This is a genomic window from Pseudomonas sp. BLCC-B112 (assembly GCF_028550695.1).
Lineage (GTDB): Bacteria > Pseudomonadota > Gammaproteobacteria > Pseudomonadales > Pseudomonadaceae > Aquipseudomonas > Aquipseudomonas danubii.
In genome coordinates, this window is record NZ_JAQQGK010000001.1 from 462,018 (window position 1) to 482,957 (window position 20,940).

Annotated in this window: 19 protein-coding genes; 10 read left to right on the plus strand and 9 right to left on the minus strand. The window is 62.7% G+C overall.

Going from position 1 to position 20,940, the window contains the following annotated elements; all coding sequences use genetic code 11:
- Positions 1–159: 159 nt before the first annotated feature.
- From adk to PQT43_RS02125, 6 genes are all read left to right on the plus strand, one after another.
- Positions 160–807 carry an adenylate kinase gene (gene adk, locus PQT43_RS02100; protein ID WP_102861340.1) on the plus strand — a complete coding sequence of 216 codons (648 nt, stop codon included), beginning with the start codon at positions 160–162 and terminating at the stop codon, positions 805–807.
- Between the two features lie 90 nt (positions 808–897).
- Positions 898–1,572: a tRNA (adenosine(37)-N6)-threonylcarbamoyltransferase complex dimerization subunit type 1 TsaB gene (gene tsaB / locus PQT43_RS02105; RefSeq protein WP_102878531.1), complete on the plus strand. Its 675-nt coding sequence runs from the start codon at positions 898–900 to the stop codon at positions 1,570–1,572.
- Between the two features lie 187 nt (positions 1,573–1,759).
- Positions 1,760–2,062 carry a hypothetical protein gene (locus tag PQT43_RS02110; protein ID WP_102878532.1) on the plus strand — a complete coding sequence of 101 codons (303 nt, stop codon included), beginning with the start codon at positions 1,760–1,762 and terminating at the stop codon, positions 2,060–2,062.
- On the plus strand, positions 2,059–2,919 hold the full coding sequence (locus PQT43_RS02115) for a DUF72 domain-containing protein (RefSeq protein ID WP_272753584.1): 861 nt from the start codon (positions 2,059–2,061) through the stop codon (positions 2,917–2,919). The genes PQT43_RS02110 and PQT43_RS02115 overlap by 4 nt, the downstream gene beginning before the upstream one ends.
- A gap of 33 nt (positions 2,920–2,952) precedes the next feature.
- A complete protein-coding gene (locus PQT43_RS02120; protein WP_102878533.1) occupies positions 2,953–3,783 on the plus strand; it encodes an isocitrate lyase/PEP mutase family protein in 831 nt (276 codons plus the stop codon).
- 13 nt (positions 3,784–3,796) lie between these two features.
- A complete protein-coding gene (locus PQT43_RS02125; protein WP_102878534.1) occupies positions 3,797–4,495 on the plus strand; it encodes an extensin-like domain-containing protein in 699 nt (232 codons plus the stop codon).
- Between the two features lie 9 nt (positions 4,496–4,504).
- Here the strand turns inward: PQT43_RS02125 and PQT43_RS02130 are convergent, their stop codons facing one another.
- On the minus strand, positions 4,505–5,122 hold the full coding sequence (locus PQT43_RS02130) for an energy transducer TonB (protein ID WP_110652338.1): 618 nt from the start codon (positions 5,120–5,122) through the stop codon (positions 4,505–4,507).
- 93 nt (positions 5,123–5,215) lie between these two features.
- Here PQT43_RS02130 and PQT43_RS02135 point away from each other — a divergent pair, with 93 nt between their 5' ends.
- A complete protein-coding gene (locus tag PQT43_RS02135; RefSeq protein WP_272753452.1) occupies positions 5,216–5,998 on the plus strand; it encodes a class I SAM-dependent methyltransferase in 783 nt (260 codons plus the stop codon).
- Between the two features lie 148 nt (positions 5,999–6,146).
- On the opposite strand, the gene PQT43_RS02140 is transcribed toward PQT43_RS02135, so the two are convergent.
- Positions 6,147–6,782 carry a TetR/AcrR family transcriptional regulator gene (locus PQT43_RS02140; RefSeq protein WP_102861347.1) on the minus strand — a complete coding sequence of 212 codons (636 nt, stop codon included), beginning with the start codon at positions 6,780–6,782 and terminating at the stop codon, positions 6,147–6,149.
- A gap of 94 nt (positions 6,783–6,876) precedes the next feature.
- Here PQT43_RS02140 and PQT43_RS02145 point away from each other — a divergent pair, with 94 nt between their 5' ends.
- Together PQT43_RS02145 and PQT43_RS02150 are read left to right on the plus strand one after the other, a co-directional pair.
- Positions 6,877–7,965, plus strand: a complete 1,089-nt coding sequence (locus PQT43_RS02145; protein WP_253083740.1) for an efflux RND transporter periplasmic adaptor subunit — start codon at positions 6,877–6,879, stop codon at positions 7,963–7,965.
- Positions 7,966–7,971: 6 nt separating this feature from the next.
- Positions 7,972–11,028 carry an efflux RND transporter permease subunit gene (locus PQT43_RS02150; RefSeq protein WP_110652340.1) on the plus strand — a complete coding sequence of 1,019 codons (3,057 nt, stop codon included), beginning with the start codon at positions 7,972–7,974 and terminating at the stop codon, positions 11,026–11,028.
- Between the two features lie 364 nt (positions 11,029–11,392).
- On the opposite strand, the gene PQT43_RS02155 is transcribed toward PQT43_RS02150, so the two are convergent.
- From PQT43_RS02155 to plsB, 3 genes are read right to left on the minus strand one after another with little or no spacing between them, the layout of a single operon-like run.
- Positions 11,393–12,082 carry a DUF4197 domain-containing protein gene (locus PQT43_RS02155; RefSeq protein WP_102878539.1) on the minus strand — a complete coding sequence of 230 codons (690 nt, stop codon included), beginning with the start codon at positions 12,080–12,082 and terminating at the stop codon, positions 11,393–11,395.
- 24 nt (positions 12,083–12,106) lie between these two features.
- On the minus strand, positions 12,107–12,505 hold the full coding sequence (locus tag PQT43_RS02160) for a YbaY family lipoprotein (RefSeq protein ID WP_272753453.1): 399 nt from the start codon (positions 12,503–12,505) through the stop codon (positions 12,107–12,109).
- A gap of 51 nt (positions 12,506–12,556) precedes the next feature.
- The gene (gene plsB, locus PQT43_RS02165; RefSeq protein WP_102878541.1) at positions 12,557–15,061 is read right to left on the minus strand and encodes a glycerol-3-phosphate 1-O-acyltransferase PlsB; all 2,505 of its coding nucleotides are present in this window, start codon (positions 15,059–15,061) and stop codon (positions 12,557–12,559) included.
- Positions 15,062–15,314: 253 nt separating this feature from the next.
- On the opposite strand from plsB, the gene PQT43_RS02170 reads away from it, so the two are divergent.
- On the plus strand, positions 15,315–15,524 hold the full coding sequence (locus tag PQT43_RS02170; RefSeq protein ID WP_011059510.1) for a cold-shock protein: 210 nt from the start codon (positions 15,315–15,317) through the stop codon (positions 15,522–15,524).
- Between the two features lie 100 nt (positions 15,525–15,624).
- Here PQT43_RS02170 and PQT43_RS02175 read toward each other — a convergent pair whose 3' ends face one another.
- From PQT43_RS02175 to PQT43_RS02190, 4 genes are all read right to left on the minus strand, one after another.
- The gene (locus PQT43_RS02175; RefSeq protein ID WP_102861352.1) at positions 15,625–16,002 is read right to left on the minus strand and encodes a hypothetical protein; all 378 of its coding nucleotides are present in this window, start codon (positions 16,000–16,002) and stop codon (positions 15,625–15,627) included.
- Positions 16,003–16,090: 88 nt separating this feature from the next.
- Positions 16,091–16,900: a putative RNA methyltransferase gene (locus tag PQT43_RS02180; protein ID WP_102861353.1), complete on the minus strand. Its 810-nt coding sequence runs from the start codon at positions 16,898–16,900 to the stop codon at positions 16,091–16,093.
- Positions 16,900–18,051, minus strand: a complete 1,152-nt coding sequence (gene dapE / locus PQT43_RS02185) for a succinyl-diaminopimelate desuccinylase (protein WP_267269452.1) — start codon at positions 18,049–18,051, stop codon at positions 16,900–16,902. The genes PQT43_RS02180 and dapE overlap by 1 nt, the downstream gene beginning before the upstream one ends.
- Positions 18,052–18,236: 185 nt before the next feature.
- Positions 18,237–20,828: a glycosyltransferase gene (locus tag PQT43_RS02190; RefSeq protein ID WP_110596474.1), complete on the minus strand. Its 2,592-nt coding sequence runs from the start codon at positions 20,826–20,828 to the stop codon at positions 18,237–18,239.
- Positions 20,829–20,940 lie beyond the last annotated feature (112 nt).

Genomic DNA, 20,940 nt, shown 5'->3' on the forward strand with positions numbered 1-20,940 from the left:
AGGGCCGGGTTCCTCCGACTTTCGACTGCTTGTGTGCGCTGTGTCGGCTGTGTATCTTGATCAGCCTTTGGCCGTTTGGGCGGCCACTATCCTATTTTTGAGATTGGCCCCACGAGGCGAATCCGAGCGTTTCTAAATAAAAAATTGAGGAGCACATCGATGCGCGTAATTCTGCTGGGAGCTCCCGGGGCCGGTAAAGGTACTCAGGCAAAGTTCATCACCGAAAAGTTCGGCATTCCACAGATCTCCACCGGCGACATGCTGCGTGCTGCGGTCAAGGCCGGCACCGAGCTGGGCCTGAAGGCCAAGAGCGTGATGGACAGCGGTGGCCTGGTGTCCGATGACCTGATCATCAACCTGGTCAAGGAACGCATCAGCCAGGCCGACTGCGTTAATGGCTTCCTGTTCGACGGCTTCCCGCGCACCATTCCTCAGGCCGAAGCGCTGGTCAAAGCCGGTGTTGAGCTGGACAACGTAGTAGAAATCGCTGTTGACGACGAAGAGATCGTCCAGCGTATTGCCGGCCGCCGGGTGCACGAAGCTTCGGGCCGGGTCTACCACACCGTTTACAACCCGCCGAAGATTGCCGGCAAGGACGACATCACCGGTGAAGACCTGGTGCAGCGCAAGGACGACACCGAAGAAACCGTGCGTCATCGCCTGTCGGTCTATCACTCCCAGACCAAGCCGCTGGTGGAGTTCTACCAGCAACTGGCCGCGGCTCAGGGCAAACCGAAGTACAGCCATATCCCTGGCGTGGGTTCGGTGGAAGTGATCACCGCCAAGGTGCTCGAAGCCCTGAGCTGAGTTGCCTGATCGTTTGATCGTTCAACGGCCCGCTTGCGGGCCGTTGCTGTTTATAATGCGTCACTTTTTTCAATGCCGATGGAACCCCCGATGAGCACCTTGCTGGCCCTGGACACCGCGACTGAAGCTTGCTCCGTTGCTTTGCTGCATGACGGCAAGGTTACGAGCCATTACGAGGTGATTCCCCGCCTGCATGCGCAGAAGCTGTTGCCGATGATCCAGGAGCTGCTGGCCAATGCCGGCACCACCTTGCAGGCGGTGGATGCGATTGCCTTTGGCCGTGGCCCCGGCGCTTTCACCGGCGTGCGGATCGCCATTGGCGTGGTGCAAGGGCTGGCCTTCGCCCTGGAGCGTCCGGTGCTGCCGGTGTCCAACCTGGCGGTGCTGGCCCAGCGCGCCTTGCGTGAGCACGGTGCGACCCAGGTGGCCTCGGCCATCGATGCGCGCATGGATGAAGTCTATTGGGGCTGCTACCGGGAAACGGCTGGCGAGATGCGTCTGGTGGGCGCCGAAGCGGTGCTGCCGCCGGAAGTCGCGGCCTTGCCGGAAGGGGCCAGCGGCGACTGGTTCGGCGCGGGCACCGGCTGGGGTTATGGCGAGCGCATCGCGGTCCCTCTCAGTGGTCAGGACGCGGGCATGCTGCCCCACGCCGAAGACCTGCTGACCCTGGCGAAATTTGCCTGGGAGCGGGGCGAAGCGATAGTTGCCGACGATGCACAACCGGTCTATCTGCGCGACAAGGTGGCCACGCCCAAAGCCCGTTGAGGGTGGTCCAAGTGTTTGCGGGGGGTTCAGATTTTTCCGGTGTAAACCGGCCAATCGTCTGGTTTTCGGAGTCGATTCTGCTCGGGTTTAAACCTTTTGGCTTTTCTGTGTTCTAGTTATCACTTGGGCATTTGCTAAGTCGAAGCGGTGCCGCTAAATTGCCATCATTGACCCCGGGCTTTTCAGTATGCGCATAGACGGCATCTCCTCTCAGTCCTACCCCATCAAGCGCAAGCCTCGTAAAGGCCTGGCGCTGGTAGACGAGTCTCTGGACGATGACGACGCCATTGAAGTCCAGTCCGAACCTGCGACTCAAAGCCGTTCCCAGGCATCTGCCCCCCGCACCGGTAATCTCCCCGCCCGTCCTCAGGACATGATCTTTCAGCGCGCGATGAAAAAGAGCGTGGCCAATGCCCTGGCCAGCTACCTGACCACCGCCGGCTTTGTCGATTGGGATCTGGAAGTGGTGGGGCTCGATCTGTACATCTGATGTTGCCTTATTTCCTGGGTTGTCCTTCCTGGAGCGAAAACGCCTGGCGTGAGTACCTGTACCCGGAGGATGCGCGACCCACTGATTTCCTTGGCCTGTATTCCCAGGTCTTCAATGCCGTTGAAGGCAACACCACCTTCTATGCACGGCCCGCGCCCGGCACTGTGCAGCGCTGGGCCCAGATCATGCCCGAGCACTTTCGTTTCACCGCCAAGTTTCCCGGTGACATCAGCCACGGCGGTGACCTGCGCGAACAACTGAGCGCTGCCCAGACCTTTATCCAGTTGCTCAGCCCCCTGGGGGAACGTGTGTCGCCCTTGTGGCTGCAATTGCCGGCCAGCTTCGCACCGCAGCGTCTGGGGGAGTTGGCGGGCTTTATCGAGGGTCTGGAGCGGCCGCTGGCGGTGGAGGTCCGGCATCCGGAGTTCTTTGCCAAGGGCGATGCGGAGCGCATGCTCAACCGACTGTTGCGTGAGCGTGGCGTCGAGCGTATCTGCCTTGATCCACGGGCCCTGTTCAGTTGCACGTCCACTGCTCCCGCGGTGCTGCACGCCCAGTCGAAAAAGCCCAAGGTGCCGCCGCGACCTGCGGCGTTCACCCAGTTTCCGCAAGTGCGCTTCATCGGTCATCCGGAGCTTGAGGCCAACGATCCATTTCTCGTGCCCTGGATCGACAAGGTCGCCGGCTGGATCGAAGAGGGGCGTACCCCTTATTTCTTCCTGCATACCTCGGACAACCGACTGGCCGCTGAACTGGCCCGCCGTTTTCATAGCCAGCTGATGCAACGTTTGCCTGGCTTGCCCGCGTTGCCTGAGTTATACAGAGAGCCCGCCGCGGAGCAGCTCGGCTTGCTCTGAGGCGTCTTCATTGCCTTCTTCCGGAGCGAGCAAATGGACGCGCAAACCCTTCGAGCCAATGCCTTCAAAGCCCTGCATGAACGTGCCGGCGCCTTTGTCATTCCCAACCCCTGGGATGCCGGTTCCGCGAAGATGCTGGCCGGTCTCGGGTTCGAGGCCCTGGCCACCACCAGCGCCGGTTATGCCTTCTCCCTGGGGCGTCCGGATGCCGAGGGCGCCGTCAGCCTGGAAGACACCCTGGACAATGTGCGGGTCATCGTCGGTGCCAGCAGCCTGCCGGTGGCGGTGGACTTGGAAAACGGCTTTTCCGACAGTCCTGAAGGTTGCGCCCAAGCCCTGTTGTTGGCGGCAGCCAGTGGTGTGGTTGGAGGCTCGATCGAGGACGCCAGCGGTCGCGCCGACGACCCTATCTATGACTTCAACCTGGCGGTGGAGCGTATCGAGGCTTGTGCTGCCGCCGTGCGCAGCTTGCCATTCCCCTTCATCCTGACTGCCAGGGCGGAGAACCTGCTCCACGGTCGTGATGATCTGCCAGACACCATTCGCCGCTTGCAGGCCTTTGCCGAAGCCGGTGCCGATGTCCTCTATGCTCCGGCCCTACGCAGCGCCGAGGAGATTGTGCAGGTGGTACGGGCTGTGGCGCCCAAGCCGGTGAACGTGCTGATGTCCGGTGGCCTCAACCTGAGCGTGGCGCAACTGGCGGAGCTGGGGGTCAAGCGCATCAGTGTCGGTTCGGCCCTGGCCCGGGCCGCCTATGGTGCTTTCTACCGGGCTGCGGAGGATATCCGCGAGCATGGTCGCTTTGATTTTGCCGATCGTGCGATGCCGTTTCGGCAGATCAATCAATTGTTCAAACAGCCATAAAGCGGGACATTCTGTGCGGGTGGTGAGAATTCTGGGCGTCCTGTTGTTGCTGGGCGCCTTGTTGTTGATCGGTATACGCCTGGGCTGGGTGCCGCTGGCGGATGCCTGGAACCCTTGGGCGCCGCTGGATGTAAGGGCCAAGCCGAATCTGTTGACCCGCTTCAAGCTGGCGCGGCTGCGGGACGATCCGCAGCTGTGCGACGAGGTGCTTGGCCGTTCCGGCTTGCGCACCAGTCGCCAGCCCGACAGTCGTGGTGATGTGGCCTGCCCATTGAGCAATACCTTGCGCGTGCAAGGTGGCGATGTCGCCTTGAGCAGCAGCTTCCTTGCCAGTTGCCCACTGGCGGTGGCCTTTGCCCTTTATGAGCGCCACGGGCTGCAGCCCGCGGCACAGGCGGTGTATGGGCAGCGCGTGGCGCGGGTCGATCATCTGGGCAGTTTTGCCTGCCGCAATATGTACAGTCGTGAGAATGGTGCTCGCAGTCAGCACGCCAGTGCCAACGCCCTGGATATTGCCGGTTTTCGACTGGCGGACGGGCGCAGCATCAGTGTGCTCAAGGATTGGCCGAAGGACAGCGATGCGGGACGTTTTTTGCGACTGGCCCGGGACGGTGCCTGCGATGCATTCAATGTGGTACTGGGGCCGGATTACAACAGCGCCCATCGCAACCATTTTCATCTGGATGTAGGGCCTTGGTGGATATGTCGCTGAGGAGCCGGCTCAGGCGGCGATGCGCAGGTTCTGCAGAATCAGTGGGCGTGCCCAGCCGATGTCGAAGTCCATCTGCCGCTGTTGCTCGATAAGCTCCTGCGGCGGGAACGGTTCGGCCGGTTTATCCAGCAGGTCCAGTTCGAATTCGGCGATGGGCAGGTGCAGCGGACGTGGTTCCGGCGCCGGGCCGGGGGCCGGCAGCGGCTGACCGGCATTGAGCACGATCGGGCGGACCCAGCCACTCTCAAAGTCCTGCTGACGTTGCTGGGCAACGATTTCTTCTGGAGGGAAGGGCGGAGCCGGTTTGTCCAGCAGCTCCATTTCGAATTCGGCGATCGGCAGGAACAGCGGCTCAGGGGGACGAATCTCGGTGTCCTGAACATCGCAATGGCGCTGGTTGACGATCTGCGTCAGAACATCGGTGCCGCCAACCGGCTCCACGGGACCATCAATGGCCACCGCGGGCAGCCCGTCAACGCTCGCGCCTTCTCCCTGTTGCTCGGCCAGGGCCTGGGCAAAGAAGTCCTGCCACAGATGGCTGACGCCGCTCAGTGCCTGGGAGTTGCGTAGGCCATAGTCGCCGTGGCGAGAGATATAACCTATCGATGTGCGTTGAATGTCTGACATTGCTCTCGGTCGACGCTGAGCTCTGGCAAAATGGCCGATAGTTCTGTTATCGGCAGTTTTTGCCGATCATTAATTTTTTGAGTGTGTTTTCAGATGAATGAGCAACCCGCGGCCTGCCGCATCAAAGTCGAGGCCCTGGACGCTGAATTCGCGCCGCAGGCTCAGCAATGGGCACAACGCCTGGGACTGCCGTTGCAGATCGACGAGGCCGAGTTTGCCCTGCAGGTGGGTGAGCAGGGGCTGCAATTGCAACAGCTGGGCGCCGATGCACCAGGGCCGGTGCGGGTGGACTTTGTTGAAGGCGGAGCGGCCCATCGGCGGCTGTACGGTGGTGGCAGCGGGCAGATGATTGCCAAGGCGGTGGGCGTTGCTCAGGGCGTGCGGCCACGGGTGCTGGATGCCACGGCAGGCTTGGGCAAGGACGGGTTTGTCCTGGCTACCCTCGGCTGTGAGATGAGTCTGATCGAGCGCCAGCCATTGATTGGTGCGCTGCTGGAGGACGGGTTGGCCCGGGGGGCGCTGGACGCCGAGGTGGCGCCTATCGTTGCCCGCATGCACTTGCTCAAGGGCAACTCTATCGAGCTGATGCGCAACTGGGAGGGCGAGCCGCCTCAGGTGATCTACCTCGATCCGATGTTTCCCCATCGGGAGAAAAGCGCCTTGGTGAAAAAGGAAATGCGTCTGTTCCGGCCGTTGGTGGGGGACGACAATGACGCTCCGGCACTGCTGGCCGCAGCCCTGGCCCTGGCCAGCCATCGAGTGGTGGTCAAGCGCCCGCGCAAGGCACCGTGCATTGAAGGGCCGAAGCCAAGCCATGGACTGGAAGGCAAATCCAGTCGCTACGATATCTACCCGAAGAAGGCCCTCAAGGCCTGAACCCGATGTAGGCGCCGGCTTGCTGGCAAAAGCGGTTTCAGGGGAGGGCTCCTGGTTGTAGGAGCCGGCTTGCCGGCGAAGGCGATCTCAGGGCCTCTTCGCTGGCAAGCCAGCTCCTACACCAGCCTGCTCCCGCACATGCCGGTTTCTATGGCCGGTAGGCGCGCATGAACAGATCCACCACTTCTTGCACGTGCTCTTCCGCAGCGGGGCCTCTCAAGGGCTCGCCGCAACCATAGAGCAGGCGGAAGTTCGCCCCGCCCTTGAGCATGCAGAAGAAATGCTCGGCGGCATTGCGCGGCTTGTCGATGTGCAAGGTGCCTAACTGATTGATTCGCCCCAGCAGCCGCTCCATACCCTGCAGTACGCGTTCGGGGCCGGCCTCAATGAACATTTGCGAGAGCTTGGGATCCTGATTGCCCAGGGCCATGATCAAGCGATGCAGGTTCACCGACTCGTCGCTGTTGATCAGCTGATGAAAGCCTCGTGCGATGTTCAACAGGACGCCTCGCACCGGTGTGTCGGGCGTCAGTTCGTAGATCAGCGTGGGCAGCTGCTCTTCGCACTTGGCCACCACGGCGGCGGTGAACAGGGTCTCTTTGTCGTTGAAATGGCTATAGACCGTGAGTTTTGAAACGCCGGCTTCGGCGGCGACCGCATCCATGCTGGTACTGGCGTAGCCATTGCTCAGAAACAGGTTTTTCGCTGCTTCGAGAATGGCCTGGCGCTTGGCCAGATCCTTGGGCCTGCCTGGCCCAACGTTTGCGGAGTGATTGTCGGACATTTTTTCGCTGTTAATACTGGACTGGTGAGTTTGCTATTAATAACATACCGGCCAGTATAATTATTCCAAGCACCATTAGCGAAAGGTCGCCGCCATGTTCCGCTATGCCTTGCCAGTCAGCCTGGCTTTTTTTCTGTCTGCTTGTGGGCACGAAGAGCCCGTTCAAATTGGCGTTCGACCGGCCATGGTGGTTCAGCCAGAGCCTTCGGCGCGGGTTTCGGACAGTTATCCGGGCGAGGTGCGAGCCCGCTACGAACCCGAGCTGGCGTTTCGTATCGGTGGCAAGGTCAGTCGACGACTGGTGGAAGAGGGCGAGCGGGTCAAGGCCAATCAGCCCCTGGCCGAACTCGATCCCCAGGATGTTCGCCTGCAACTGGAGGCCACTCGGGCCCAAGTCACGGCGGCCACTGCCAACCTCAATCTGGTGCGCGCCGAGCGTGATCGCTACAAGACCCTGCTGGAGCGGCAGATGGTCAGCCATTCCCAATACGACAACGCCGAAAACCTCTACCGTGCTGGTGAAGCACGCCTGAAGCAGATCAAGGCCGAGTTCGACGTGGCCAACAACCAGGCCGGTTATGCCGTGCTGCGTGCCCCGCAGGATGGCGTGGTGGCCAAGCGCGCAGTGGAAGTGGGGCAAGTGGTGGCGGCCGGGCAGACAGTCTTTACCCTGGCCACTGACGGTGAGCGTGAGGTGCTGATCAGCTTCCCCGAGCAGAACTACGGTCGCTTCAAGGTCGGCCAGCCAGTCTCGGTGGAACTCTGGACCCAGCCGGGCCAACGTTTCGACGGGCGCATCCGCGAGCTGTCCCCGGCTGCCGATCCCAAGTCCCGGACCTTTGCCGCACGCATTGCCTTCAGTGCCGGCAAGGTTCCGGCGGAGTTGGGCCAGAGCGCCAGGGTGTTCATCCAGAGCGCTGATGCGCTGTCGCTGTCGGTGCCATTGTCGGCGCTGACTGCCGAAGGGGGCGCGACCTACGTTTGGCGAGTCGATGCCAACAACACCTTGCACAAGACGCCGGTACGGGTCGGTGCCTTCGGTGAGAAGACAGTGCCGGTGCTCGAAGGCTTGAGCGCCAGCGATTGGGTGGTGGCAGCCGGGGTGCATGTGCTCCATGAGGGCTTGCAGGTGCGCCCGGTGGATCGCTCCAACCGTGTGGTCAATCTGGCGGTCAAGGAGTAGTCCCCGATGGGTTTCAACCTTTCTGCATGGGCGTTGCGCAATCGCCAGATCGTCCTGTTCCTGATGCTGTTGCTGGCCATTGTCGGTGCGCTGTCCTACACCAAGTTGGGCCAGAGCGAAGACCCGCCTTTCACTTTCAAGGCCATGGTAATCCGCACCAACTGGCCGGGGGCCACGGCCCAGGAAGTGTCGCGCCAGGTCACCGAGCGCATTGAAAAGAAACTCATGGAAACCGGCGAGTACGATCGCATCGTTTCCTTCTCCCGCCCCGGGGAATCCCAGGTGACCTTCATTGCCCGGGATTCGATGCACTCCAACGAGATTCCCGAACTCTGGTATCAGGTTCGCAAGAAGATCAGCGACATTCGCCAGTCCCTGCCGCCGGGCATCCAGGGACCCTTCTTCAACGATGAATTCGGTACGACCTTCGGCAATATCTATGCGCTGACAGGGCAGGGCTTCGACTACGCCGTGCTCAAGGACTATGCCGACCGTATCCAGATCCAGCTGCAGCGGGTCAAGGACGTGGGCAAGGTCGATCTGCTGGGCCTGCAGGACGAAAAGATCTGGATCGAGCTATCCAACGTCAAGCTGGCAACCCTGGGCCTGCCCTTGGCAGCGGTGCAAAAGGCGCTGGAGGAGCAGAACGCAGTGTCCACTGCGGGGTTCTTCGAGACCCCCAGCGAGCGGGTGCAATTGCGGGTATCCGGCAACTTCCAGACGGTGGAGCAGATCCGCAATTTCCCGATCCGGGTCGCCGATCGCACCTTCCGCATTGGTGATGTGGCGGATGTGCGTCGCGGCTTTAATGATCCACCGGCACCGCGCATGCGTTTCATGGGGGAAGACGCCATTGGCCTGGCCGTGGCGATGAAGGACGGCGGCGACATCCTGGTGTTGGGCAAGGCCCTGGAAGGCGAGTTCTCCCGCCTGCAGAAAAGCCTGCCGGCGGGGATGGAGTTGCGCAAGGTGTCCGATCAGCCGGCGGCGGTGAAAACCGGGGTCGGCGAGTTTGTCCGGGTGCTGGCCGAGGCCCTGATCATTGTCCTGCTGGTGAGCTTCTTCTCCCTGGGTGTGCGCACCGGCATGGTAGTGGCCCTGGCGATTCCCTTAGTGCTGGCGATCACGTTCGCCACCATGTACTACCTGGGGATAGGCCTGCACAAGATTTCCCTGGGCGCGCTGGTGCTGGCGTTGGGGCTGTTGGTGGATGACGCGATCATTGCGGTGGAGATGATGGCGATCAAGATGGAGCAGGGTTTCGACCGGATCAAGGCCGCCAGCTTTGCCTGGACCAGTACCGCCTTTCCCATGCTCACCGGCACCCTGATTACCGCAGCGGGCTTTTTGCCGATTGCCACGGCCCAGTCCGGCACCGGCGAGTACACCCGCTCGATCTTCCAGGTGGTGACCATCGCCCTGGTGGCTTCGTGGATTGCCGCCGTGGTCTTCGTTCCCTACCTGGGGGAAAAGCTCCTGCCGGACCTGGCCAAGATCCACGCCGCCAAGCACGGCGCCGAGTCCAATCCCCACGGCACGCCTTTCTACCAGCGCGTGCGCCGGGTGGTGGGCTGGTGCGTGGAGCGGCGCAAGACCGTGATCGTCCTGACCATCCTGGCATTCGTCGGTTCGGTGATGCTGTTCCGTTTTGTCCCGCAGCAGTTCTTCCCGGCCTCGGGCCGCCTGGAATTGATGGTCGACCTGAAACTGGCGGAAGGTGCTTCCCTGAGCAACACCGCCGATGAGGTCAAGCGCCTGGAGGCGATGCTCAAGGACCACCCAGGCATCGACAACTACGTGGCCTACGTGGGAACCGGCTCGCCGCGTTTCTACCTGCCGCTGGACCAGCAACTGCCGGCCACCAGCTTTGCCCAGTTTGTGGTGCTGGCCAAGACCATCGAGGAGCGGGAGAGCCTGCGCAGTTGGCTGATCGCGACCCTCAATGAACAGTTCCCGGCCTTGCGCTCTCGGGTCACGCGCCTGGAGAACGGTCCGCCAGTGGGTTACCCGGTGCAGTTCCGGGTCACAGGCGAGCACATCGAGGAGGTTCGCGCCCTGGCGCGCAAGGTGGCTGTCAAGGTGCGGGAGAACCCCCATGTGGTCAACGTTCACCTGGACTGGGAGGAGCCGAGCAAGGTGGTCTACCTGAATATCGATCAGGACCGGGCCCGGGCGCTGGGTGTCAGCACGGCCAACCTGTCGAAGTTCCTGCAGAGCTCGCTGATCGGTTCCACCGTCAGCCAGTACCGTGAGGACAACGAACTGATCGAGATTCTCCTGCGCGGAACCCAGCAGGAGCGCACTGAGCTGGCCTTGTTGCCAAGCCTGGCAGTGCCCACCGACAACGGCCAGAGCGTGTCGCTGTCCCAGGTCGCGACCCTGGAGTACGGCTTCGAGGAAGGGGTGATCTGGCACCGTAACCGCTTGCCCAACGTCACCGTGCGTGCCGATATCTACGGCAAGGAACAACCGGCGACGTTGGTGCAGCAGATTCTGCCGACCCTGGAGCCGATTCGCGCCGAACTGCCGGACGGCTTCTTGCTGGAGGTGGGCGGCACTGTCGAGGATTCGGCCCGTGGCCAGAACTCGGTGAAGGCCGGCGTGCCGCTGTTCATCGTGGTAGTGCTGACCTTGCTGATGATTCAGCTGCGCAGTTTTTCGCGCACCGCCATGGTGTTCCTCACTGCGCCCCTGGGGCTGATCGGGGTCACCCTGTTCCTCCTGGTGTTCCGCCAGCCCTTCGGCTTTGTGGCCATGCTCGGCACCATTGCCCTGTCCGGGATGATCATGCGCAACTCGGTGATCCTGGTGGACCAGATCGAACAGGACATCAAGGCTGGCCTGCGTCCCTGGGATGCGATCATCGAAGCCACTGTGCGGCGTTTCCGTCCCATCGTGCTGACTGCCCTGGCGGCGGTACTGGCGATGATTCCGCTGTCGCGCAGTGTGTTCTTCGGGCCGATGGCGGTGGCCATCATGGGCGGCCTGATTATCGCCACGGTCTTGACCCTGCTGTTTCTGCCAGCGCTGTATGCGGCCTGGTTCCGGGTCAGGAAGGACTGATCCGGGCAACTCGCAAGGCATCAACCTGGGCCGGGTAGAGATTACCCGGCCTGGTTTTTCCGCATTGCAGGTTTTCCAGCAATTGGGCAACGTGCTCTTCGAACATTTGCTGCCTGGGACATAGGGGGGAGCAGGCCTGGACCGCAAGGTCGTCAATGGACCGCCGGCCGCAGGGGGCGCTATGACCGGACCGCCAGCTCTGGCATTTCATCCGGGGGCTGCCCTCTAGCCAGGGAGTCTGCCTTCAGTAGGAGCTGCGGTGCTTGCCCAAGAGCCAATGGGAGCTGCACCGTCAGGGCAACCTGCTGTACTGCCGGCACTCGCGGCCTTGCCCGCTAAACAGTGGGCAAGGCCGTAGGGCGGATCAGAGGGTGCCGAAGACTTTCTTGGCCAGGCTGGTGGCCGCAGCCGCCGGGTTCTGGCGAATGGTTTCTTCCTGCTTGCCGATCATTTCGAACAGACCATTGAGGGCTTGCTCGGTCACGTAGCCTTCGATGTTGGCGCTCTTGGCATCCAGCACACCCAGGGTCGCGGCCTGGCCGGCGAAGGAGTTGTACTGCTTGGCCAGGCCGACCTGATCGGTGGCTTGCTTGACGATAGGCAGGAACTTGGCGCGGATCTGTTCGCGGCTGCTCTTGTCCAGATACTGGGTGGCGGAGTCCTTGCCACCGGCGAGAATGCCCTTGGCGTCGGCCACGGTCATCTTCTTCACCGCGTCCACCAGCAGTGCCTGTGCTTGCGGCACGGCGGCCTCAGCGGCTTTGTTCATGCTGGTTTCCAGCTGATCGACCTGATCACCCATGCCGAACTGTTTCATTTTCTTCGCGACTTTGCCGAGGTTGCCCGGCAGTTCGATACGCACATCGGGGTTGTTGCTGAACCCGCCGGGCGTCCCCAGCTGTTTGACGGCGATCTGTGCGCCTTGGGTCAGGGCGTCCTTGAGGCCACCGCTGGCGTCACCCTGGGACAGGTCGCTCAGGGACAGGGCCAGGGCACTGGCGGAGATCAGCAGGCCAGCGCACAGGCTGGTGAAACGGAGCGAGGTACGGAGCATGGCGGCTTCCTTGGGCAATGAAAATTAACGTACAGCGTCGACACGGAGTTTCAACGGCTGGGGATCTTTGCCGTCGAGGTTGACCCCGTTGTGTTCGGTGGTGATGAACATCAGCTTGCCGTCCAGTTCGATCCGCGCACTGACCGCGTAGCGGTGGCCGGGCTTGACCTGGGCCGGGTCGTAGCTGAGGTGGAAGGGCAGCGGCACCTGGCCTTTGACCGGGCCAATCTGCTCGGCCAGGACCACCGCCGGAGCGTCCGCCAGGGAGACGTCCTGCAGGCTCACGCTCAAGGTGGCGGCAGGCGGCAGGGCGATGCGTTGCAGATAGAAGACTTCGCCGTCGAGGCTGGCCTTGGCTGCGGGTTGCATGGCCTGGCAGGCTCCAAGCAGCGCAGTGGCTGCCAGCAGGGTGAGTTTTTTCATGACGGATCTCCGTATCGAGGGCGCCGCAGGTTCTGCGGCGCCGATAAGAATCTAGTCGCTTTGCGCCGGTGCCGCGAGCTGGTCGGCGGCATCTTCGCTGCGGTGCAGGGCGACCTGGCGGATCGACAGGCGAATCTCCGCCGGCAGCACCCGTTTGGCCGCGCCCTCGGCCAGTTCCCCCAGCAGTGGGTGATAGCTCAGCTTGCCGGCTTCGTCGCGGCGCAGCACGCCTTGATCCAGCAGGGTCTGGATGAAGTGGCGGAACAGGCTCTTGTCGAAGAACTCCGGGGCATTGAGGCCATGCAGGATCGACAGGCGCTGGGCCATGACCGTGCACAGGTCTTCCAGTTCTTCGGCGCTGATACTGTTCTGGCCGCTGTTGAGCAACAGGGAAATGGCCATGTAGAAGCGCTGCAGGGTCTGGGCGATGCTCTTGGACAGCAGGGTCAGCAGGACAAAATGCCGCGAGCTGGGCGCCGGGCGCAGGTACAGGTCTTTCTCGAAGCGCAGCAGGCCCTGTTCGACGAAGGCCTCCAGCCATTGATCCACCACGCCGTCCAGTTCTTCCAGGGACCAGCGAATGAACAGCTCCGACTGCAGGTAGGGATACAGCGCGCGGGTGTAGCGCAGGATCTGTTCGCGGCTCATGCGCGACGAACTCTGGAAGAAGCTCGCCAGCAGTGCCGGCAGGGCGAAGATGTGCAGCACGTTGTTGCGGTAGTAGGTCATGAGGACGGCGTTCTGCTCGTCCAGGTAGAGGATCTTACCCAGGGCGTCGTTCTGCTCGGCCAGCAGGTTCATGTCCTTGACGTGCTGGATCAGCGCCTGGCCGTCGCCTTCCGGCAAGGTGGTGTGGGGCGAGTAGGGCACGCGGCGCAACAGCGCCAGGTACAGGTCCAGGACCCGGGCCATGGCTCGGTCGTCCAGGGCCAGGCGGCTGGTGGACAGCAGGGCCAGGGCCACCAGGTTCACCGGGTTGATCGCCGCGGCTTCATTGAGGTGCTGAGCCACCCGCTCGCCCAGGCGGTTGGTGGTTTCATTGAGCCAGGCCGGGCGGTATTGCGGGCCCAGTTCCTGGGTGCGCCAGTCCGGTTGTTCCTGGTCGAGGAATTCCGCCAGTTTGATCGGTTCGCCGAAGTTCACCGCCACCTGGCCAAAGCGCTGTTTGAGGGCGCCGATGACTTTGAAGATGTCGAAGATCGACTCCTTCTTCTTGCTCGCGCCGCGCAGTTCGCCCAGGTAGGTGCGGCCTTCCAGAACCCGCTCGTAGCCGATGTACACCGGCACGAAAACGATGGGCATGCGTGAGGAACGCAGGAAGCTGCGCAGGGTGATGGCCAGCATCCCGGTCTTGGGCTGCAGCATGCGCCCGGTGCGCGAGCGGCCGCCTTCGACGAAGTACTCCACCGGGAAACCCTTGGTGAACAGGGTGTGCAGGTACTCGTTGAACACCGAGGTGTACAGCGGGTTGCCCTTGAAGGTGCGGCGCATGAAGAAGGCCCCGCCTCGGCGCAACAGGCTGCCGATCACCGGCATGTTGAGGTTGATCCCGGCGGCGATGTGCGGCGGGGTCAGGCCATTGCGGAACAGCAGGTAGGACAGCAGCAGGTAGTCGATATGGCTGCGGTGGCAGGGCACGTAGATCACTTCGTGGCCCTGGGCGATTTTCTGTACGCCTTCGAGGTGGTTGACCTTGATCCCGTCGTAGATCTTGTTCCAGAACCAGCTCAGCACCACTTCCAGGAAGCGGATTGCAGTGTAGGTGTAGTCCGAGGCGATCTCGTTGCCGTAGCGCAGGGCCTGGGCCTTGGCCTTTTCCGGGGAGATCTTCTCGCGCTCGGCTTCGTCGAGGATCGCCTGTTTCACCAGGGGCTGGTTGAGCAGGCCCTTGACCAGGTTGCGCCGGTGGGAGATGTCCGGGCCGATGACCGCGGCCTTGAGGTTGCGAAAGTGCACCCGCAGGATGCGCTGGGCCATGCGCACGGTGCGTTCGTGACCCTTGTTGTGCTCGATCAGTTCGCGCAGGTTGATCGGGGCCGAGAACTGCACCCGGGTCTTGCGCCCCAGGATCATGATGCTCAGCAGCCGGCGCAGGCGTCCGGTGACCGCCCAACTGTCGGCGAACAGCAGCTTCCAGGGGCTAGACTCGCTGTCCGGGGACTGGCCCCAGAACACACTGACCGGAATGATTTGCGCATCTTCGGCAGCGTTCTGGGTCAGGGCGCTGACCAGTCGGGTCAGGGTTGGCGGTGCGCCGCGTTTGTCCTGGCGACCGAGCCAGTCGGGTTCCGGGGTCAGGTAGAAGAACGCCGCGGGCTCCAGCAGGTTGCCCACCGACACCGGCAGTACCGGGCGCGGCAAGCCGGCCTTGGTGCATTCGGTATCGACCACGGCGAGGTCGGTCAGGGATGGGTTTTGCAGGACGTAGAACACCGGCCGGCTGCGGTCGAGGTCGAGGGTGAAGGACGACTGGTTGATGGTTTCCGAGCGGACCCAGAGGTACAGCAGGCGGCGCAAGGTGCCAAACACAAGACGACGGATCGGGGAGCGGGTCATACGGCTTCTGCGTGAGTGAATAAGAAATCAAAACCGAGCACCTGCTCGGGGCCGGTAGTGTGCCGGATTCGCCGAAAATCGGCAAAAAAGCACCCAAACAAGATTGAGTTGAGAGTTTTTACGCCTGTCATATACTCGGCCGACTCTCCCGCGGTCGTATTGCCTCCAGTCATAGAGAGGCAGCTCGAGGGAAAGTTCTCAAGGCAGGGTGGCAGTGCGCCCAGCCAATAATAAAAAAATGAGGTGTGGATTCATGACTACTCGTGAGACCGGCAACGTGAAGTGGTTCAACGACGCCAAGGGCTACGGCTTTATCCAGCGTGAAGGTGGGGCGGACGTGTTTGTCCATTACCGAGCGATCCGTGGCGAAGGCCACCGTTCGCTGACCGAAGGCCAGCAGGTGGAATACGCCGTGGTCGAAGGTCAGAAAGGTCTGCAAGCCGAAGACGTCGTCGGCCTGTAACCAACCCTGCAGGAGCTGGCTTGCCAGCGAACGGGGCGCTGGCGATGCAAGGCTCAGGGGCCTTTTCGCCGGCAAGCCGGCTCCTACCGGATTGCGCTGTTCAGGCAGTGCGCCAGGTAATCTCTTCTTCGCCGTCGGTGCTGATGCGAATCCAGCGATCGGCGGTCTCTTCACCTTCTTCCTCGACCCAACTGCCCGGTGCACAGCGCACTTCCACATTCAGCGCGGCAAAGGCGGCGCGGGCACAGGCAATGTCGTCGTCCCACGGAGTCTGGTCGCTTTCCAGGTACAGGCTGTTCCACTTGCCCACGGCCTTGGGCAGCCAGGTCACGGGTACTGAGCCTGCGGTGCATTTGTAGGTCTGGCCCTTTTGCACCCAGTCGCTGCAAGGGCCGAGCACGGCGCCGAGCCAGGTGGCGATGGCCTTGTAGTCGACGTCGGCGTCTTTCAGGTAAATCTCGATATCGGGCTGGCGCATGGATGTCCTCATTGCCGGTCTGAAAAATCCATTCGCGGATTTCTTCGACCTCGGGCCCATGCCCGCGGTCGTTGGGTTAAGTGGGGGGTTACTGCAGCACGAAGTAATCGTAGCGCATCGACACGCTGACCTCGAAAGGCTCGGCCTGCTCGATCACTGCGGCCCGGCGTTCGGCGCTGGCGCGCCAGCCGTGGGGCGTCATGGCCAACAGGTTGGCGCGATCTTCCGGGCGCTCCAGGCGCAGCCTGAACTCCAGGGTTTCGCTGTGGGCCAGGGCCATGCCCTCCGGCACCAGGGCCAGGTGCTTGTCGTCGGTGTATTCACGCACTTCGTCGTACAGGCGTTCGCGCAGCTCCATCAGGTGGCCGCTGGTAGGGCCGACTTTCATCAGGCCGCCACCCGGGCTCAACAGGCGCTTGGCCTCTTGCCAGTCGAGGGGGCTGAAGACGCTGGCGAGAAACTGGCAGCTGGCATCGGCCAACGGGATGCGCGCCATGCTGGCGACCATCCAGGTCAGTTGCGGCGCGCGACGACAGGCGCGTTTCACGGCCTCCCGGGAAATATCCAGGGCGTAGCCGTCGGCGTCGGGCAGGGCGTCGGCCAACTGCGCGGTGTAGTAACCCTCGCCGCAGCCGATGTCGACCCAGCGCTGGGGCGTGCGTTCTGCCGCCAGCTCTGCCAGGCGCCGGGCCACCGGGGCGTAGTGCCCAGCGTTGAGAAAGTCGCGGCGGGCCTCGACCATGGCCTGGTTGTCGCCCGGGTCACGGCTGTTCTTGTGCTGCACCGGCAGCAGGTTCAGGTAGCCCTGGCGGGCACGGTCGAAGCGATGCCCGGCCGGGCAGACCACGCCGTTGTCCACCGCGTTCAGCGGTGCGTTGCAAAGAGGACAGGCAAGCATCAGGCAAGCAACTTGACGAGAGTCTGATAGTAGATCTCGGTCAGCACATCCAGGTCGCTGGCCAGGATCCGCTCGTTGACCTGGTGGATGGTGGCGTTGACCGGGCCCAATTCCACCACCTGGGTGCCCAGGGTGGCGATGAAGCGCCCGTCGGACGTGCCGCCGCTGGTGGACGCCTGGGTCTCGCGGCCAGTGACTTGCTTGATGCTGGCCGAGACCGCGTCCAGCAGGGCGCCGGGTTCGGTGAGGAACGGCAGGCCGGACAGGGCCCAGTCCACGTGCCAGTCCAGGCCGTGCTTGTCGAGGATCGCTGCAACCCGTTGTTGCAGGCCTTCAACGGTGGATTCGGTGGAGAAGCGGAAGTTGAACACCGCCACCAGATCACCGGGGATCACATTGGTGGCGCCGGTCCCGGAATTGAGGTTGGAAATCTGGAAGCTGGTGGGCGGGAAGAAGGCATTGCCGTCGTCCCAGTGTTCGGCCGCCAGTTCCGCCAGGGCCGGTGCCGCCAGGTGGATCGGGTTCTTGGCCAGATGCGGGTAGGCCACGTGGCCTTGCACCCCACGCACCGTGAGCTTGGCGCCGAGGGAGCCGCGGCGACCATTCTTGACCACGTCGCCCACCAGGCTGGTGCTCGAAGGTTCACCGACGATGCACCAGTCCAGGCGCTCCTTGCGTGCCGCCAGGCGTTCCACCACCGCCTTGGTGCCATGGTGCGCCGGGCCTTCTTCGTCGCTGGTGATCAGGAAGGCTATCGAGCCCTTGTGGTCCGGGTAATCGGCGACAAAGCGCTCGGCGGCCACCAGCATGGCGGCCAGGCTGCCTTTCATGTCCGCCGCGCCACGGCCACACAGCATGCCGTGCTCGTCGATCAGGGCTTCGAACGGGTCGTTCTGCCAGGCCTGGACCGGGCCGGTGGGCACCACGTCAGTGTGGCCGGCGAAGCACAGCACCGGGCCTTCATGCTGGCCATGGGTGGCCCAGAAGTTGTCCACGTCCTCGATGCGCATCGGTTCCAGCTTGAAGCCGGCATCCCCCAGGCGCTGCATCATCAGCTTCTGGCAGTCGGCGTCGACCGGCGTCACCGAGGGGCGACGGATCAGATCACAGGCAAGTTGCAGGGTCGGCGAAAGCTCGGCAGGGGCCGTCATGGGGAACTCCGGTGCAAGGCATTGTGTAGGAGCCGGCTGGCCGGCGATGGCGGTTTACTGGTTACACCGCGTCGCGTGGTTCGCTGGTCAGCCAGCGCCTACAGGGTTGGGCGGGGCGCGCAAAATGGCGGATATCTTAAAGCAAAACGGCGGCCTGAGGCCGCCGTTTAGTGCTTTGCATCGATTTAGGCGGCTGGAGCCGGCTCGGGGTGTTCCGCAGGTTTTGGCAGTGACGACAGGAACGCCATGATCAGTGCCGCCACATAGGGCAGCGACTGCACCAGAAGCATGGTCACCCAGAAGCGCATGTCGTTGCTGGGCAGCCCCTGTACCAGGAAGATCCCCAGCGCCGCGCCCCACAACAGCAGCATGATGAACAACTCTTCCCGGGCTTCCGAGATGGCTACCCAGAAGCCGTGGTTGTCGGCGTTCTTCGGGGTGCGGAAGAACGGGATGCTGCTGGTGAAGAAGCCGTACAGCACCGCCTTGGCGATGGTGTGGGACAAGGCCAGGCCGGCCAGGGCCGCGCAGAACGCATCCTTGAGGTTGACCCCCACTGCCCTGCGGTAGAGGAAGATGATCTTGCCCACCTTGAACACGAACAGCGCGAGCGGCGGGATCGCGAAGATCAGCAGCGGCGGGTCGACCCGTTGCGGCACGATGATCATCGCCGCCGACCACAGCAGGGCGCCGACGGTGAAGAAAATGTTCATGCCGTCCGCCACCCACGGCAGCCAACCCGCCAGGAAGTGGTAGCGCTGGCCACGGGTCAGTTCGGTGTCCTTGCCACGCAGCAGGCTGGCGGTGTGGCGCTTGATGATCTGGATCGCGCCATAGGCCCAGCGGAAGCGCTGCTTCTTGAAGTCGATGAAGGTGTCGGGCATCAGGCCCTTGCCGTAGCTTTCGTGATGGTAGGCCGCCGACAGGCCTTTCTCGAACACTCGCAGGCCCAGCTCGGCGTCTTCGCAGATGCACCAGTCGGCCCAGCCCAATTCTTCCAGCACCGAACGCCGGGTCATGGTCATGGTGCCGTGCTGGATGATCGCGTCACGGTCGTTGCGGGTGACCATGCCGATATGGAAGAAGCCCTTGTATTCCGCATAGCAGAGCTTCTTGAAGGTACTTTCGTTCTGGTCGCGGTAGTCCTGGGGCGATTGTACGATGGCGATCTTCGGATCGGCGAAGTGCGGCACCATGTGCTTGAGCCAGTTGCGGTCGACGCAGTAGTCGGAGTCGATCACCGCGATCACTTCGGCATCCTTGGCGGTGTGCGGCAGCAGGTAGTTCAGGGCGCCGCCCTTGAAACCGGCCAGGGGCGCGACGTGGAAGAACTTGAAGCGTGGACCCAGGGTCTCGCAATAGGCCTGCACCGGTTCCCAGACCGCCGGGTCCTTGGTGTTGTTGTCGATGATCAGGACTTCGAAGTCCGGGTAATCGAGGTTGGCCAGGGCGTTGAGGGTCTGTTTGACCATCTCCGGCGGCTCGTTGTAGCAGGGCACGTGGATCGAGACTTTCGGCCGGTAGCTGGAGTCTCCTTCCACCGGCAGGAACTCGCGCCGGCGTTTGCGGACCCACACCGCCTCGGCCAGTTCATGGGCCTCGGTCAGCAGCACGATAAACACCCCCAGCGCGCCGAGGGCCAGCAGGAAGCCCACCGTCAGGCTGAACCAGGTGCTGTATTGCTGGCTGTAGTCGTAGCCGATCCACACCAGCACTGAACCGCAGAGGAAGGCGATGAAGGTCAGGAAGGTGCGGCCGCGCTGGCGCAGGGCCGAGCCGTCGATCATCAGCAGGGTCAGCGACAGCAGCGCCAGCACCACCGAACCGATGGCCAGCACCCGCCATTGCGGGATCGCCACCACAGGGCCTTCGAAGTTGAATTTCTGTTGGCGCGCAGCGTTGAACACGCCCCAGTAGGCGCCTACCGAACCCTCGTCGCTGGCCTTCCACGGTTGGTCGAAGGCTTCGATGACAAAGTAGTTGTAGCCCTGGCGATTGAGCTTGTTGACCAGGGTCCGCAGGTAGATCGCCTGGTCCGCGGGGCTGGCGTCAGCGCCACCGCGCATGCGGCCGTTGCTCGGCCAGCCCACCTCGGACAGCAGCAGCGGCTTTTTCGGGAACATCTTCTTCAGGTCCCGGGCGCGGTCGAGGACAAACTGCCCGGCCTTGTCCATCGGGATGAATTCCCAGTAGGGCAGGATGTGCGCGGCGATCAGATCGACGTGTTTGGCCAGTTCCGGGTGTTCTTCCCAGACGTGCCACTGTTCTGAAGTGGTCACCGGAACTTTCACCGCAGCGCGGACCCGGTCGAGAAGCACCGATAACTGGTCGGCGGTGATTTCCTTGCGGAAGATCGCTTCGTTGCCCACCACTACGCGGACGACGCTGCGTGAGCTGTTGGCCAGCTCGATGGCGCGCATGATTTCCCGCTCGTTGCGCTCCAGGTCCGGGCTGATCCAGATCCCCAGGGTCACTCGCAGGCCAAACTCTTCCGCCAGCTTGGGAATATCCTGCAGGCTGCCGTCCACCGAATAGGTACGGATGTTGTCGGTCAGCTTGCTCATGATCTCCAGGTCACGACGCATTTCATCGTCGGACGGGTACTGCTCCTTCTGCGGGAACTGGCCCTGCTGGAAAGGCGAGTAGGAAAAACCGGAGATCTGTTCCGGCCAGTCGGGGGCCGAGACCGGGCGATTGATCAGCGCCCAGAAACCGGTGAACAGCGCGGCAATGGCCAGCACTATCACCAGGTTGAGTCCAAATTTACGCGATGACATAGCTATTTCGGGTTCCAAAAGGTGTGGAACGAGGGAAGGGTTGGCAGGCGCCAAACGGCGGGCATCCTACACCGGCCCTCAACTGAGCGTACAGCGCACAGAGGAAAGCCAG

Excerpts from the sequence above, each read along its gene's own strand:
- adk (WP_102861340.1), top strand. The coding sequence starts at position 160 with ATGCGCGTAATTCTGCTGGGAGCTCCCGGGGCCGGTAAAGGTACTCAG.
- tsaB (WP_102878531.1), top strand. The coding sequence starts at position 898 with ATGAGCACCTTGCTGGCCCTGGACACCGCGACTGAAGCTTGCTCCGTT.
- PQT43_RS02110 (WP_102878532.1), top strand. The coding sequence starts at position 1,760 with ATGCGCATAGACGGCATCTCCTCTCAGTCCTACCCCATCAAGCGCAAG.
- PQT43_RS02120 (WP_102878533.1), top strand. The coding sequence starts at position 2,953 with ATGGACGCGCAAACCCTTCGAGCCAATGCCTTCAAAGCCCTGCATGAA.
- PQT43_RS02130 (WP_110652338.1), bottom strand. The coding sequence starts at position 5,122 with ATGTCAGACATTCAACGCACATCGATAGGTTATATCTCTCGCCACGGC.
- PQT43_RS02135 (WP_272753452.1), top strand. The coding sequence starts at position 5,216 with ATGAATGAGCAACCCGCGGCCTGCCGCATCAAAGTCGAGGCCCTGGAC.
- PQT43_RS02140 (WP_102861347.1), bottom strand. The coding sequence starts at position 6,782 with ATGTCCGACAATCACTCCGCAAACGTTGGGCCAGGCAGGCCCAAGGAT.
- PQT43_RS02145 (WP_253083740.1), top strand. The coding sequence starts at position 6,877 with ATGTTCCGCTATGCCTTGCCAGTCAGCCTGGCTTTTTTTCTGTCTGCT.
- PQT43_RS02150 (WP_110652340.1), top strand. The coding sequence starts at position 7,972 with ATGGGTTTCAACCTTTCTGCATGGGCGTTGCGCAATCGCCAGATCGTC.
- PQT43_RS02155 (WP_102878539.1), bottom strand. The coding sequence starts at position 12,082 with ATGCTCCGTACCTCGCTCCGTTTCACCAGCCTGTGCGCTGGCCTGCTG.
- PQT43_RS02160 (WP_272753453.1), bottom strand. The coding sequence starts at position 12,505 with ATGAAAAAACTCACCCTGCTGGCAGCCACTGCGCTGCTTGGAGCCTGC.
- plsB (WP_102878541.1), bottom strand. The coding sequence starts at position 15,061 with ATGACCCGCTCCCCGATCCGTCGTCTTGTGTTTGGCACCTTGCGCCGC.
- PQT43_RS02170 (WP_011059510.1), top strand. The coding sequence starts at position 15,315 with ATGACTACTCGTGAGACCGGCAACGTGAAGTGGTTCAACGACGCCAAG.
- PQT43_RS02175 (WP_102861352.1), bottom strand. The coding sequence starts at position 16,002 with ATGCGCCAGCCCGATATCGAGATTTACCTGAAAGACGCCGACGTCGAC.
- PQT43_RS02180 (WP_102861353.1), bottom strand. The coding sequence starts at position 16,900 with ATGCTTGCCTGTCCTCTTTGCAACGCACCGCTGAACGCGGTGGACAAC.
- dapE (WP_267269452.1), bottom strand. The coding sequence starts at position 18,051 with ATGACGGCCCCTGCCGAGCTTTCGCCGACCCTGCAACTTGCCTGTGAT.
- PQT43_RS02190 (WP_110596474.1), bottom strand. The coding sequence starts at position 20,828 with ATGTCATCGCGTAAATTTGGACTCAACCTGGTGATAGTGCTGGCCATT.